At 28.8% G+C, this 15058-nt stretch carries 14 protein-coding genes; 5 read left to right on the forward strand and 9 right to left on the reverse strand.

The features are described from left to right. Nucleotides 1-268: 268 nt before the first annotated feature. From ruvB to ACTG47_RS15305, 4 genes are all read right to left on the reverse strand, one after another. Nucleotides 269-1288, reverse strand: coding sequence for a Holliday junction branch migration DNA helicase RuvB (gene ruvB, locus ACTG47_RS15290; RefSeq protein WP_169464992.1), 1020 nt, complete (start codon nt 1286-1288; stop codon nt 269-271). Between the two features lie 89 nt (nt 1289-1377). Continuing rightward, entirely contained in the window at nt 1378-1980 is a 603-nt protein-coding gene (ruvA, locus tag ACTG47_RS15295) for a Holliday junction branch migration protein RuvA (protein ID WP_479925176.1), read from the reverse strand. Beyond that, nucleotides 1973-2482, reverse strand: a complete 510-nt coding sequence (gene ruvC / locus ACTG47_RS15300; RefSeq protein ID WP_021385741.1) for a crossover junction endodeoxyribonuclease RuvC — start codon at nt 2480-2482, stop codon at nt 1973-1975. The genes ruvA and ruvC overlap by 8 nt, the downstream gene beginning before the upstream one ends. A gap of 252 nt (nt 2483-2734) precedes the next feature. Beyond that, the gene (locus ACTG47_RS15305; protein ID WP_169464994.1) at nt 2735-3364 is read right to left on the reverse strand and encodes a hypothetical protein; all 630 of its coding nucleotides are present in this window, start codon (nt 3362-3364) and stop codon (nt 2735-2737) included. Nucleotides 3365-3566: 202 nt separating this feature from the next. Here ACTG47_RS15305 and ACTG47_RS15310 point away from each other — a divergent pair, with 202 nt between their 5' ends. Further along, nucleotides 3567-3890, forward strand: coding sequence for a DUF1540 domain-containing protein (locus tag ACTG47_RS15310; protein WP_169464996.1), 324 nt, complete (start codon nt 3567-3569; stop codon nt 3888-3890). A gap of 271 nt (nt 3891-4161) precedes the next feature. After that, nucleotides 4162-5016, forward strand: a complete 855-nt coding sequence (locus ACTG47_RS15315; protein WP_479925177.1) for a putative ABC transporter permease — start codon at nt 4162-4164, stop codon at nt 5014-5016. A gap of 96 nt (nt 5017-5112) precedes the next feature. On the opposite strand, the gene ACTG47_RS15320 is transcribed toward ACTG47_RS15315, so the two are convergent. The 3 genes from ACTG47_RS15320 to garR all read right to left on the reverse strand — a co-directional run bounded on the left by ACTG47_RS15320 (nt 5113) and on the right by garR (nt 8971). Beyond that, the gene (locus ACTG47_RS15320) at nt 5113-6549 is read right to left on the reverse strand and encodes a four-carbon acid sugar kinase family protein (RefSeq protein ID WP_479925178.1); all 1437 of its coding nucleotides are present in this window, start codon (nt 6547-6549) and stop codon (nt 5113-5115) included. A 71-nt stretch (nt 6550-6620) separates the two neighbouring features. Further along, nucleotides 6621-8003 (reverse strand): GntP family permease, encoded by a 1383-nt coding sequence (locus tag ACTG47_RS15325; RefSeq protein WP_479925179.1) that lies wholly within the window; start codon nt 8001-8003, stop codon nt 6621-6623. 77 nt (nt 8004-8080) lie between these two features. After that, nucleotides 8081-8971: a 2-hydroxy-3-oxopropionate reductase gene (gene garR, locus ACTG47_RS15330; protein ID WP_169465004.1), complete on the reverse strand. Its 891-nt coding sequence runs from the start codon at nt 8969-8971 to the stop codon at nt 8081-8083. 391 nt (nt 8972-9362) lie between these two features. Here garR and ACTG47_RS15335 point away from each other — a divergent pair, with 391 nt between their 5' ends. The 3 genes from ACTG47_RS15335 (at nt 9363) to ACTG47_RS15345 (ending at nt 11247) form a co-directional block, all read left to right on the forward strand. Further along, nucleotides 9363-10034, forward strand: a complete 672-nt coding sequence (locus ACTG47_RS15335) for a GntR family transcriptional regulator (protein ID WP_479925180.1) — start codon at nt 9363-9365, stop codon at nt 10032-10034. Nucleotides 10035-10128: 94 nt separating this feature from the next. Further along, the gene (locus tag ACTG47_RS15340; protein WP_169465008.1) at nt 10129-10677 is read left to right on the forward strand and encodes a hypothetical protein; all 549 of its coding nucleotides are present in this window, start codon (nt 10129-10131) and stop codon (nt 10675-10677) included. Nucleotides 10678-10938: 261 nt separating this feature from the next. After that, entirely contained in the window at nt 10939-11247 is a 309-nt protein-coding gene (locus ACTG47_RS15345; protein ID WP_021385744.1) for a hypothetical protein, read from the forward strand. Between the two features lie 147 nt (nt 11248-11394). On the opposite strand, the gene ACTG47_RS15350 is transcribed toward ACTG47_RS15345, so the two are convergent. Next, nucleotides 11395-13185: an ABC transporter ATP-binding protein gene (locus tag ACTG47_RS15350; protein ID WP_479925181.1), complete on the reverse strand. Its 1791-nt coding sequence runs from the start codon at nt 13183-13185 to the stop codon at nt 11395-11397. Continuing rightward, on the reverse strand, nt 13185-14912 hold the full coding sequence (locus tag ACTG47_RS15355) for an ABC transporter ATP-binding protein (RefSeq protein WP_169465012.1): 1728 nt from the start codon (nt 14910-14912) through the stop codon (nt 13185-13187). Before ACTG47_RS15355 ends, ACTG47_RS15350 begins: the two co-directional genes overlap by 1 nt. Nucleotides 14913-15058 lie beyond the last annotated feature (146 nt).

The raw sequence follows: 15058 nt of genomic DNA on the forward strand, positions 1-15058 counted from the left end.
AACAACTTATTTTCCACAATATTACCATAATCTATCAAGAAATTACTCTTTTTAGCATACATTATATCCACAATATATAGATATTTTTCCACGATATACACGTCTTATCCACAATATATAGATGCAGTACACACAATTTTCATCGTATTTATCCACAGTATCTACAGGTGTAATTACCATTTTGTGGATATGTTTGAATTTTTAGCCATTTTAGAAATATTTCAATTTAATGACTATTCTATTTTATAAGTATTTATATAATCTACTTTTATTTTTCATTAGGATATGGAATTTTTAAGTGTTCATATGCTAATGGCATAGCTACTCTCCCTCTAGGTCCTCTATTTATAAAGCCCAATTGAAGCAAATATGGCTCATATACATCTTCTATCGTATTTCTATCTTCACCAATAGAAGCTGCTAATGTATCAAGACCTACTGGTCCTCCTCTAAACTTTTCTATTATAGTCATAAGAAGCTTCTCATCTACAAAGTCAAGCCCCAAATTATCAACACCCAAAAGTTCTAGTGCATCTTTTGCTACCTTATCAGTTATTTTTCCATCAGCTCTAACTTGTGCAAAATCTCTAACTCTTTTTAATAATCTATTTGCTATTCTTGGAGTCCCTCTTGAACGTTTTGCAAGCTCTAAAGCACCATTAGATTGTATTTCTGCATCTAAAATATTTGATGACCTAAGGACTATTTTTGAAAGTTCATCAACTGTATAGTAATCCAATTTACAAATAACACCAAATCTATCTCTCAGTGGATTTGTAAGCATACCAGCTCTTGTTGTAGCCCCAATAAGCGTGAATTTAGGAAGGTCAAGCCTTATACTCCTTGCAGATGGCCCTTTTCCTATTATTATATCTAAACAAAAGTCTTCCATCGCTGGATACAAAACTTCTTCAACACTTCTGTTGATTCTGTGTATCTCATCTATAAATAAAACATCATTTTCATTTAAGTTTGTAAGTATAGCTGCTAAATCCCCAGCTCTTTCTATTGCAGGACCTGATGTAATCCTTAAATTTACCCCCAACTCATTAGCTATTATACTAGCTAGTGTAGTTTTTCCAAGACCTGGTGGTCCATATAAAAGCACATGGTCTAATTGCTCATTTCTTGATTTAGCTGCCTCTATAAATATGCTAAGTTGCTCTTTTGATTTTTCTTGACCTAAATAATCTTCTAGAGTTTTTGGTCTTAGACTGTTTTCTATATCTATATCTTCTGTCTTCATTGTAGAAGTTATTATTCTATTTTCATCTTCAAAACCTTGCATTTATGCCCCTCCTCTCATACTTTTGGAAATCTACTTTGATATTTTGGAATATACATTCATACTTTAAATATTATTTTAAAATCTAAATGCTATTTCAAAGATTTACTCATTATATATGTAAGTGCTTTCTTTATAATGGTTTCTGTATCCATACCATCCTTTTTACACTTTTGAACTGCATCTTTTGACTCTGATAATGTATAACCTAAGGCTACAAGTGCATCCACAGACTCATCTTGAGATATTAAGGTAGGTTTTTGTGATAATAATGTTGGTTCAAATTCTATGTTATTTTTATCTACCTTGTCTTTAAGTTCTAAGACAATTCTTTCTGCTGTCTTTTTTCCAACACCAGGAGCTTTGGATAGTTTTCCAATATCTTCACTTAAAATATACGCTCCTAACTGTGCTGGTGATGCAAATGATAGTATTGAAAGTGCCACTTTAGGCCCTATCTTAGATACAGATGTAAGTAACTCAAACATCTTAAGTTCCTCCCTACTTACAAAACCACAAAGGCTCATATCATCTTCTCTCACAATTAGTTTAGTATATATTTTTGTAGCCTCTCCCACTTGTAAATTCATGATTGTGTTGGATGATACATTTACCTTATATCCTATACCATTATTTTCAATAACTATATTATCTATATAAATCTCTTCTATTGTACCTTTTATATAACTATACATACTTACCACCTATATTCTTTAGAGTTTTTTCAAGCTTATTTGAATGAGCATGGCAAATAGCCACAGCTAAAGCATCTGCAACATCATCTGGTTTTGGAACCTTTTTTAAACTCAAAAATGAAGTTACCATCTGCTGAACTTGTGCCTTATCTGCTCTTCCATATCCAACTACACCTTGTTTTACTTGAAGTGGAGTGTATTCATATACAGGCTTTCCATTATGAGCACATGCAAGCATAGTAACACCTCTAGCCTGTGCAACTGTTATAGCTGTTTTTACATTTTTGTTGAAGAATAATTCTTCCATTCCAACTTCATCTATATTGTAATTCTTTACTATTGTATCAATTCCTTTATATACAAGTTCCAATCTTCTTGATATATTCATGTGTGCAGGTGTTGTCACTGCTCCATAATCTATTACTTTAAACTTGCTATTTTTGTATTCAACTATACCATATCCAACTATAGCTATACCTGGGTCAATCCCCAATATTATCATTTTTTTAAATTCCCCCTAAAAATAAAAGAAATACCAAAATGTATTTCTCATAAAAACTTATGTTCTAAATTATTATACCATAAATAATATTAACAAATCATAAAATGGTATATGTAAAATATAAAATAAAGTAAAAAAGTTATACCAAAGCAAGATTTTACTTCAGTATAACTTTTATATTTAGTACAAATAAATTATTGTATTTTATAGGAATTAAATGTGACTACAATTTTAATATTAACTTGCTTAGTATTAACTTGCAAAGTCTTCTAATCTTGAATAAGCATCTTCTTCAGTATCCATAACTACACCTTTTTTGATTTCATCTTGAACTGTCTTAGGAAGTGAATCTACTCTTATTTTTGTTTTTTCTACTAATGTTTTATTTCCACTACTATCATATTTATATAATGCTATATTTCCATTATCATTTTCAATTGTATATTTACCTTTTATAGTGGCATTCATTGCTTGTACATCTTTAGTATCACTATATTTAGATTCTACTAGTACTATTTCATTTTTATCCATACTCTTTATTTCTTTGCTTGGATATTCTTTTTTAAAATATGATACTATTTCTGATTTTGTCTTATCTAATAATGATTCTGGAACTATACCAGCCATTGTAAGTGTTCTCTTATAATTAGTTTCATTTTCGCCTTCACTTTGAAGCCAAACTTCACAATTTTTATTTAATCCAAAAGCTTCTTTTGACTTTTCATTCATATTCGCACTAGTACTTACAACTTCACCAGTTTGAACTCCATTATGTTTTAATCTTGTCCCTATATAAACTCCACTACTTAATACAAATACTCCTACTAGTATTAAGGCAGATATTTTCCAAGGAAATAATTCTTTTTTCTTCTTTTCAAACATTGATTACGCCTCCTTTTTATATTATTTTCTCCAAGCTGTAAGTTTTTATACAATTTAGGTAAATTTTAGAAGAAAATATATTTAAATTTCAAATTCCTCTAAGAATAGATATTTTATAAAAGAGAGTTTTCTCTTAAAGGTTATATTCTTGTAATTATATGGACATAATTTATAATAAATAATCGTTTAGGAGGTAATAACTTTGGAAAGAATAAATTGTAATGTAACTAACTGCTCTCATAATAATAGCCATATATGTTATGCAGATAAAATTTTTATAAATGGTGAGAAAGCTCACAATGATAGACATACTTGTTGTAGTTCATTTTTAGATGAGTCTATTTATAGCAATCTATCAAGCAATGTTAATAATAGAAATTGTGAAGAATTAGTATGTAGTGTAAAAAATTGTGAATACAATAAAGATGGTAGCTTATGCACACTTGATAATATATTGGTGGCTCCTGAAACTGATAGAGTAAATCTTTATATTGAGACATGTTGTTCTAGCTTCAAATGTAAATAATCACAATATAAATAAATATAAGGGTGTCAAATATGATTAAACTAACATAGTGTAGAGTATCTACAACTATTAGTTTGATTATACTTGACACCCTTATTTATTTCGAATAAAATCTCATTATTATAATCATATATTATATTATAACTGCAATTAAATTTGATAATTTTCTATAAATTGGTATAATCAATATGTAAATTGAATTTTAAATAAATTAGTCATAAAAATAAAATATCGAGTATATAGTGTTATATTAACTAGAAATGAGGTGCTTATGAGTATATTTTACATTCAATTTCTTTATTTTGTAATTTATAGTTTTATAGGATGGTGTTGTGAGACTACATATTGTTCAATTTTACAGAAGCAATTTGTAAATAGAGGTTTTTTAAATGGACCATTTTGTCCTATATACGGATTTGGAGCATTAGCGATAGTTGCTACATTAACTCCTTTCGTACATAATATCCCCTTGTTGTTTTTATTTAGTATAATTATAACTAGTATAATGGAATATCTTACAAGCTTTGCATTAGAAAAAATATTTAATATGTCCTGGTGGGATTATTCTAAGCATAAATTTAATATTCATGGAAGAGTTTGTCTAGAAAACTCACTTATGTTTGGTGTATTATCATTAATTGTAATGCTTATAGTACATCCTATTGTAGTTGATTTCATTAACTCTATACCTAAAAATATATTATTTATACTGGCTATATCTATAGAAGTTTATTTTGTTTTAGATTTAGTAATTACAGTACATACAATCTTACAATTAAATGGTAAATTAAAACAAATCAATCTTATAATTAAAGAATTAAAAGATAAAAAAGAATACTACAAACTTATTACACAGGAAACTATTGAAAATAAACTTGAGTCTTTGATTGAAAATAGACTTGAGACTTTAGAAGATAGATTTGAAATACTTAAGGAGAAAGAAAACTATCGTTATGCTAAAAACCGTATTGATGAGCTTAAAAATAAACTTAATAATTTATTGTCTAACCACAAATTACTTCATAGACGTATTATCAAAGCATTCCCTAATATGAGCTCTAATAAACATAAAGATATTTTGAATAAAATTAAAGAAGAGATTAAATCAATAAAAAAAGATAAATAGTTTAATAAACATCGTATAAATTCAATAATAAAAATATTAATACATAAGAGTAAGGATTAGAGTATTTTTTATAAAATACTCTAATCCATTGATATTCTAACCCATCAATATCTCAACAGACTCTTTAAGTGTACTAACCTCTCCAACATTACCAGGGAAAATTATATATGGCATATTAGGGAATTTACTTTCTTTACCTGTCATCCATACTGGTATGCCAGGTTTGATTTGTCCCATTACTGTAGCTTTTTTTACTTTAAGTGCTTTAGTACCAACATCACTAGATGTAATCCCACCTTTAGCTATAATGAAATTAGGTCTTACATTAAGCATACCAATTATACTAGTAACAGCATCTGATATCTCTACAGAAATCATAAGTTGTTTATCTCTATCATTTGTATCTAAATCAAAACGCTCTCGTCTAGTATAAACAGCAACAGTTTTTCCATTACTTATTTTCTCTTCTACAACTTGTATAACTCTTTTTACTTCATTTTTTAGACCATTTTCCTGTAGAACTAAATGTTGATTAAACTCTATAAATTCTATTGGATATTTACAATTTCTAAGTTCTTCTAATTGTTGAGTAGTCTTATTTACATGCGAACCAACAAGTATAATTCCTCCATTGGTATTATCTTTTGAAACCAACTCATCTTTAGTAAGTAATGCCTTATCACTCACTCCTCCAAGGACCTTTGTTATAGCAGCAGCACTTCTAAACATAAACTCTTTCCCACTATTTACTGCACGTATAAACGCAATTGCAAATACCTTTACGTCTACATAGTCAGTTGCATTTACAATGACTTTATTGAAATCTTTAACCATTTTAAGTTTTTCTGTTATAGCTTCAATCTTTAATCCTCTAAGCTCTTCAGAAGAAATGTATATCATATCATTAGACTTGTACTTTCCATTTGTCTTTTCTTCACACCACTCACCTATATCAGAAGATTTATAACCAAAAGACTTGTCTTTTGCAAATTCAGTCATTCCTGCTGGTATAAGCATTTCTTCTTCTTTAACATAATGTATATTATCTATAGTGAATCTTCCACCTTCTTTAAAAAATGGCATTATTATTTCACCATCAAATGTCTTTCCTGATAATTTCTCTACTTCACTTTTTAACAAATCGGTTTCAAGAGGATAGTGTCCTCTCATTGTAGAATCACTACGACTTATAATTATAAAATCCTTATTAGTTTTATTCGATACATCCACAATATTTTTTGATATTTCTCTATGTACTTCTGTTGTTTGATTAACAGTAAACCCTCTTGAATTAGTAAGTATAAAAAACATACTATTTTCTTCATTAAAACCTTGCTCTATACTATTTTTGTCCCAATCAGTATAAACAGAAATATCATGAACAGTCTGTACACCTGTTGGGTCATCATCTAATACGATTATCTTTCTATCTAAATTTTTAAGTTCAGTTGCAAGAAGTTCATTTAATTTATCCTCATCTACTTCTTTAAAAGTATTAAGTATATCTATGCTAATTGGTTTTACTTCTCTCATTTAAAACGCCCCTTTATGTAATTTATATAATCTGAATATAACCTATATAATATAACTCAATAGTTTATTATCTATAATCCTGGAAGTGGGATAATTCCATTTATAACACTAAGTAATAGAACCATTATAAATGCTACAACACCAGCAATAGTTCCTCCAATTGTCCAAGAATTTAAAGTATCTTTAACTGATAGTCCACTAAATCTTGAAAGTACCCAGAACCCAGAATCGTTTGGAAGAGAAAAACCAACGCCTCCAGCGCATATAGCAAGTCCTACTAAAACTGGTGACATACCAGTTGCCAAAATAGTAGGCCCTAAAATTGATGATGTCGTTACTAGCGCTACAGTAGCAGAACCTTGAGAAATCCTAAGTAGAGCACTTAATAAGAATCCAAGTACTATAACTGATATACTAAGACCAGACATAGTATCCACTAAAAAATTACCTATACCACTTGCATTTATAACACTACCAAATGCTCCCCCTGAGCCTGTTATTAATAGGATTAGACCTGCTGAATCAGCAGCTTCGATAACAACATCTCCCATAGGTTTAATTATGTATTTCTTTAAAAACACTATTGCTACTAATATTCCAAGAAGTATTGCTATATTTTTATCTCCTATAAATGCAAGTATTCCACTAATTTTAGAACCTTTTTCCACAAACATACTAAATACATTTGATACAAGTATAAGAATTATAGGAAATAATAAAGAGAACATAGAGACCCCAAAACCTGGCACTTCAGAAGAGTTATCATTTTCAAGCTTAATGCTATCTTCTCCTTGTTCTAAATTTTTTTCTCTATCATTCTCATCAATTGCATAAGACGGATATTTTTCAAAACGTTTTCCATAAAGCCATCCACCTACAAGAGCAGCTGGAAAAGCAACAATTATAGAATAAAGTATAAAACTACCCACATTAGCATTTACATTTGCTGCAACTGCCAAAGGTCCTGGTGTTGGTATTACAAGTGCATGCCCTACTATAGTACCAACTCCTAATGCACATACAAATACCATTAGAGATTTCTTAGTTACCCTTGAAACATACTTAATTATAGGCATCATTATAACGAAAGCTGCATCCATAAAAACTGGAATTGAAATTAAAAATCCTGCTGTAGTTACAGCTAATGCACTATTTTTTTCTCCTGTTTTAGCTAACAAACCTTTTGCAATAGATTCTGTAGCTCTTGATTCTGAAAGAATATTTCCAAATATTATTCCAAGACCAATTACAATACCTATACTTCCTAATGTATTTCCAAAACCAGTCGATATTGTAGTTGAAATTTCATTTATAGGCATTCTAACCATAAAGCCTGTAATTATCGATGTTATAAGTAATGCCAAAAATGGATTTACTTTAAACTTAATAATCGATACAAGTAAAATTCCTATAGATATAGCAAATGCTATCAAAAGTCCATATCCTGTAATCATAATTTTTACCCCTTTATCATTCTACTTTATTATTTATTAATCTTATTTCCTTTACTATCATATCAATGTATTTAAAATTAATTGTTATGTTTCTTTATTTCAACACCTGCCAATTTTTCAAAATACTGTGCTATTCCACCATGGTCATCTTCTAAATGCCCATGTACTTTTAATGTCTGCATGATTTCTAATAGTTGACTTGTCATAGGTAGTGGTACATCTAAGTTGTGTGCTGTCTGCATTACATTCTTAATATCTTTTAGATTAATAGATATTTTACCACCTGGTTTAAAGTCACGATTCATAATCATTGGTATCTTCGCATCTAATATTGTACTACCAGCTAGACCTCCTCTTATTGCCTTATAGACTTTTTCTGGGTCTGCTCCTGCTTTTGCTGCAAGTACAAATGCTTCAGATACTGCTGCTATTGTTAGATTAACTATTACTTGATTTGTAAGTTTTGTAACACTTCCACTTCCATTATCTCCAATCAAAATAGATGAACTTCCCATTATATTGAAAAATGGCTCTACTTTTTTATAGATTTCTTCCTTACCACCAGCCATAAAAGCAAGTGTACCATCAATCGCTTTTGGCTCTCCTCCACTTACTGGAGAATCTATAAATTCCAAGTTCATTTCTTTTAATTTATTTGCACACAAAACAGATTCTGTAGGAGTAACTGAACTCATATCCACTATTATACTTCCTTCTTTTAAACTCTTTGTCAAACCATCTGCTCCAAATAATACATCTTGTACAATAGCTCCATTTGGAAGAATAGTAAACACTATCTCACATTCTTTACCCATTTCTAAAATACTTGCATACTTTGCTCCACATGATATAAGTTCATCCACAGCAGATTTATTAATGTCATACACAAAAAGATTACATCCATCTTTCAATAAATTTTTTGCCATTGGTTTTCCCATTATTCCTAATCCAATAAATCCTAATTTCATTTTATCTTCCTCCATATCTTCACATTTTTGAAAACGATTTTTTATGATTTAGAGTATACTACACACCAGTATACCGGTCAATATAAAATGTAAAAGTATTTATTTTAACAATAAATTGTATTTTTTATACATTTTTATTATATTTAGTTATTCTATATGATATTTAATACATACTATTAATTCAAAATACTACACTCTACTTTTTATGTTATTTGTATATTTTAATTAATCTAGCTCTAATGTTAATCAGATATCACTATCTGATAATTTTTCATATTTTATCATCTTCTATGTAATTTAGATTTCAAAAGATTGACCTTATTTTTACTATGTTGTATCCTTAAAATTATATAAGTTTTTGTATTTTTATATTGTTTAGGGGGTATTAGATATGGCTACATTCAAAAGATTACAAGAACAAGCATATGACTACTTAAAAGAATTGATATTATCTGGAGAAATAATAGAAAATGAAATATATTCTGAGACAAAACTTGCTAGTGAAATAGGTATCTCCAGAACGCCAATAAGAGATGCTCTTCAAAGACTTAGCCAAGATGGATTTATAGATATAATTCCAAGTAAAGGTTTTAGAATTCATCAAATCACAGCAAATGAAATTGTAGAGATATTCCAAATACGCTCTGCAATAGAGGGGTTTTGCACTTTTTTAATTACAAGTCAATACAAAGAAGCTAGAGCAATTGAAACTATAAGCAAATTAAAATCTCTTTTAGATAAGCAAAAAGAGATTTTATTAGGTGACAAGAACTTAAACTTCTTTGCTGAATACGATACATTATTTCACACAACAATAGTCTCATATGCTCAAAATACTGAGTTTGATAAGATGTTTAACAGTTATATGTACAGAATAAAAAAACTAGCTCTTGACTCATTGTCACATGAAGGAAGACTTGAAACAACATTAAAAGAACATACAGATATTTTTAATAATATAGCTAATGGATGTATTGAGGATGTTTATAGAACGACACTTGTTCATATGGAAACTCCTAAATACATTAATTTAGAAGATTTTTGCAATAATAAAATATTTTAATATTATCTTTGGTAAAATTATATTTATCTTAAATTAATTTCCCAGTTATAAAAAATAATCTATAATTATAGTGTAACTAATATTATTTTAAGGAGTGATTTTTTTGAACAAAGATGTTGTAACTAATGAAACAATCGACAAAGATTATGCTATTGAAGAAGTTCGTATGGCCTGTAAGCATTTTGGTGATTTATATTTTTATTTTTCCAAAGTGTTATTTGAAGAGTTTGGAGAAGATAAAACTATCGAAATATTAAAGAAAGTTTTGTTTGAAAGGTCCGAAGAAAGAGCTATTGCCATGAGAGAAAGAGCTCATGAAAATGGAGATGAACTAACTGCAGACAATATTATTAGCACAACTGATGTCCCATTCTTAGGCTGGGTTCCTGAATTTGAAGAGTTGCATTGCCCTTATGGAGCTTCCTGGCTTTCAAGATTTGAGGACAATCCTTGGTTCAAAAGATTTGCATCTCTTTATTGTGATGTTACAGATACTACTGTTGCTGAAGTATTTACAGGAGATACATCCCATAAAATAACAAAAAATATTCTATGGGGAGATAAAAGCTGTGAAAGAATATACTTTCATGATGATAAGGTATCTGAAGGTAAGTACACATATGGAAATAAAAATTGTAAATAAATAAATTAAATTTTCTATATTCTTATACTATATTTTGTACTTTTTCATATAAATATTATAACTAGTCTTTTATTTTACTTTGCTTTAACTTAAAGATAATTTAATTTTAATCTATATGTATTACCATATAAGTAATAAGAAAATTATCTTTATAAATTATAGTTTTAAGTTTATAATTTATAAAATATTTATGTTCTTTGTAAAATTTTTTAGGAGCTTCTAATGTTATGCTATAAAACTATCTTGAGAAGGGCTGATTGAATGTTTAATAAAATATATGAAAAGAAAGAATTTATAGTTTTTCAAGTTAAAAAAGGTTATGTAGTTTATAATACTAGAAAGAGTTTTGAAGAAGGTCACACACATTTAAAGCATTTTGAAGCAGCAAAGACAGCTATTGATTTAGCAATAAATAAAAAGATTCCTAGAAGTAAAGATGGTTATTATCTGACTAGTTTAATTCGCATAAGTGATGATTGTTATTACATTGATAAGTTAAGTGAATTATTGTATGTCAGAGAACAAAAAGGTAAAAAAGAAAAGTACTGTAATTCTGGTTATCAGATGTAGCAAGACTAGTTGTGAATTATAAGTACCTTTTAGTCTTAAAACCAAAGAGTATCAGTAAATTCACAAAAATAACTTACTGATACTCTTTTTAATTATATGATTAATATTTAAATATATTACAAATTTTTATAAAAAGTTTTATGCCATCTATTCAGATTCTGTATCTGCAAATTGACTATTATAAAGCTTTTCATAAAATCCACCTTTTTCCATAAGTTCTTCATGGTTCCCCTGCTCTATAATACTTCCATTATTCATAACTAAAATCAAGTCAGCATTACGAATTGTAGAAAGTCTATGTGCTATAACAAAACTAGTTCTACCATTCATAAGATTTCTCATTGCTTTTTGAAGCATAAGTTCCAGTCTAGTATCAACAGAGCTAGTAGCTTCATCAAGTATCAATATCGAAGGGTCTGATATAAAAGCTCTAGCTATAGTTAAAAGCTGTTTTTCTCCCAAAGATATATTAGATGCTTCTTCATTTAAGAACATATTATATCCATCTGGGAGTGTAGTTATAAAATGATGCACATTTGCTACTTTTGCTGCCTGCATAATTTCTTCTTTAGTAGCTCCAAATCTACCATATTCTATATTTTCAAAAATGGTTCCATTAAATAGCCATGTATCTTGAAGTACCATACCAAACATTGAACGTAAGTCTTTACGTTTCATATCCCTTATATCCACTCCATCAATTTTAATAGCACCCTTCTTAACATCATAAAACCTCATCAATAAGTTTATTAATGTTGTTTTACCTGCTCCAGTAGGTCCAACAATAGCTACCATTTGTCCACTTTTTATTTCTGCATTTAAATCTTCTATTAAGGTTGCATCTTCTCCATAACCAAAATTAACATGCTCAAATGTAACATTACCTTTTACATTTTCTATCTTAACTGAATTTTCAACATCAGGTATTTCCTCTTCTTCATCCAATATTTCAAATACACGCTCTATTGCTGCAAAAGAAGATTGTATTACAGTCGATAACTGCGTCATTTGTGAAAGTGGCTGATTTATTTGCCATATGTAACGTACAAATGCCTGTAAATTTCCGACTGTTATTCCTCCACTTACTGCATATATAGAACCAACAACTGCTACTGCTGCAATTCCAAAATAAGTTACTAGTGAAACCATTGGATTCATCATACTTGATATAAATTGTGCCTTAAATCCATTTTCACAAAGTTCCTGATTTACCTTTTTAAAATCTTTTATAGAGTCTTCTTCTTTTCCATATAATTTTATCTCATTAAACCCAGTATACATTTCTTGTACTTTTCCGTTTAGTTTCCCAAGAGCATTTTGTTGTAATGAAAACCTATTTTGTGATTTTTTTACTATAAACTTAGATACAAAATAACTAATTGGAATTATAAAAAGAGCTATAAGAGCCATATATGTGTTAATCGTAAACATCATTGAAAGTGCTAAGATTATTACTAAGATTGAATTTACAATTTGCATAAAACTCTGTTGTAGGGCGTTTGATATTGTATCTACGTCGTTTGATATACGACTTAATACATCTCCAAAACTATTACTATCAAAATAACTAATTGGCAATCTTCTTATCTTATTTTCTACTTCATTTCTTAAATCCCTCATCGTATTTTGGATAGCATTTGTAAGTAAAAAACTTGAAACATAAGTAAAAATTGCATTGGCAACATATATACATGCTAAAAGCACCAATATTTTTATTACATAATTAAAATTTACAGATGCTCCTGGTATTCCTTTTGCTATACGAATTACGTCTTTAGTTAATTGTGTTATTATTAATCCCTCTGTTTTAGGAGCAATTGCATTCATAGTGGCTGCTGAAATTATACATATAATAGCTATAATAAAGGAAAATTTATATCGTTTTACAAATGGAAGAAGTCTACCAATTGTTTGCTTAAAACCTTTAGACTTTTTCATTATTCCAATTCCTCCTTTTTCAACTGAGATGTTGCAATTTCATAGTATATTTCACAATTTTTCAATAATTCCTTATGAGTTCCCATCCCAACAACTTGCCCTTCATTGAGTACTATAATCTTATCAGCATCAATAATAGAACTAATTCTCTGTGCAACAATCAATACAATTGCATCTTTTGTTTCTTTCTTTAACTTGGAACGAAGTATTGCATCAGTTTTAAAATCAAGTGCAGAGAAACTATCATCAAAAATATATATTTCAGGTCTTCTTATAATAGCTCTTGCAATAGAAAGTCTTTGTTTTTGACCTCCTGATACATTTGCCCCACCTTCACTGATTAATTCATCAAATTTTCTAGGTTTTTTTGATATAAATTCATATGCTTGTGCAATTTTGGCTGAATGTTCTAATTCTGATTCTCCTGCCTTATGTTTACCAAATCTAATGTTGTTTGCTATACTACCAGTAAAAAGCAGTGATTTTTGAGGTATAAATCCTATCTTTTTTCTTAAAGCTTTCAAGTCATATTCTCTTATATCTACTCCATTTATCTTAATACTACCTTCTGTTACATCATAAAATCTTGGTATCAAGTTAATAAGAGTACTTTTTCCACTACCAGTACTTCCTATAAATGCAACTGTTTCACCTGTTTTTGCAGTAAATGAAACATCCTTAAGCACAGAAGCCTCTCCATCTGGGTAAGTAAAAGTTACATCATCAAATTCTATAATACCCTTATTTTCAGTCTCTTTAATTCCATTTTCAGGATTTTTTATCAATGGTTCCTCATTTAAAAGTTCCTTTATTCTATTTGCAGACACTTCTGCTCTTGGATACATAATAAATACCATTGAGAAAAGCATGATTGAAAACATGGCATGAAAAAGATATTCCAAAAATGCAACCAACTGTCCAACTTGAATTTCTCCGATATTTATCTTCTCACTTGAAATCCAAAATACAGCCAAAACAGCTATATTTAATAGTAAAAAGAATGCTGGTTGAGTAATTGACATAAGCTTGAATAATTTTTTAGAAACATTAGCATAATATGTATTTGTTTTTTCAAATCTTTCTGTTTCATAATCATCATTTCCAAAAGCTCTAATTACTCTTATTCCTGTTAAATTTTCTCTTGATATAAGGTTTAATTTATCTAGTCCTTTTTGTTGTTTCAAAGATATTGCCTGAGATACTTTTGCTATTATTGCTACCCCAATAATTATAAAAGGTACTGATATAGCTAATACCATTGAAAGCTCTACACTTGTTCTAATTGTCATTATTATACTTATAATAAACATAACTGGTGTTAATAAAGCAGTTCTTAGTAGTATATTCACAAATTGTTGAATTTGAAATGCATCGTTTGTTGTTCTTGTAATCATTGAAGAAATTCCAAACTTATTATATTCAGTATGTGAAAATTCTTGAGATTTTTCAAATATATCATTTCTTATATCTCTAGTTACACTTGTTGATACTTTTGCAGAACAGTAACCCAACAATATACTACCTACAACTCCTATAATAGAAATAATAACAATCACTATTCCCATTTGTTTTATGTAAGCTATATTTTGATTTGCAATACCATTATCAATTATTTTAGCTATTATTGTTGGAATGCCCAATTCAACTAATGCAAAACTAAATATAGCCAGTATATTTAATACTATTAACAACTTATAATTCTTTAAATAACTTAAAATTAATTTCATATTTTTCTCCTTTCTTAGTTTTTGAGATAGTGTAATTACATAATAATACCAAATTTATAAATACTTGATTTTATAAAAAAAGGAGAAAAGAGTTAACGCACTCTCTTCTCCAGCATATTCTTTTTAATACACCCTCCGACAAGTCG

The sequence above is a fragment of the Clostridioides sp. LIBA-6622 genome (assembly GCF_056716095.1).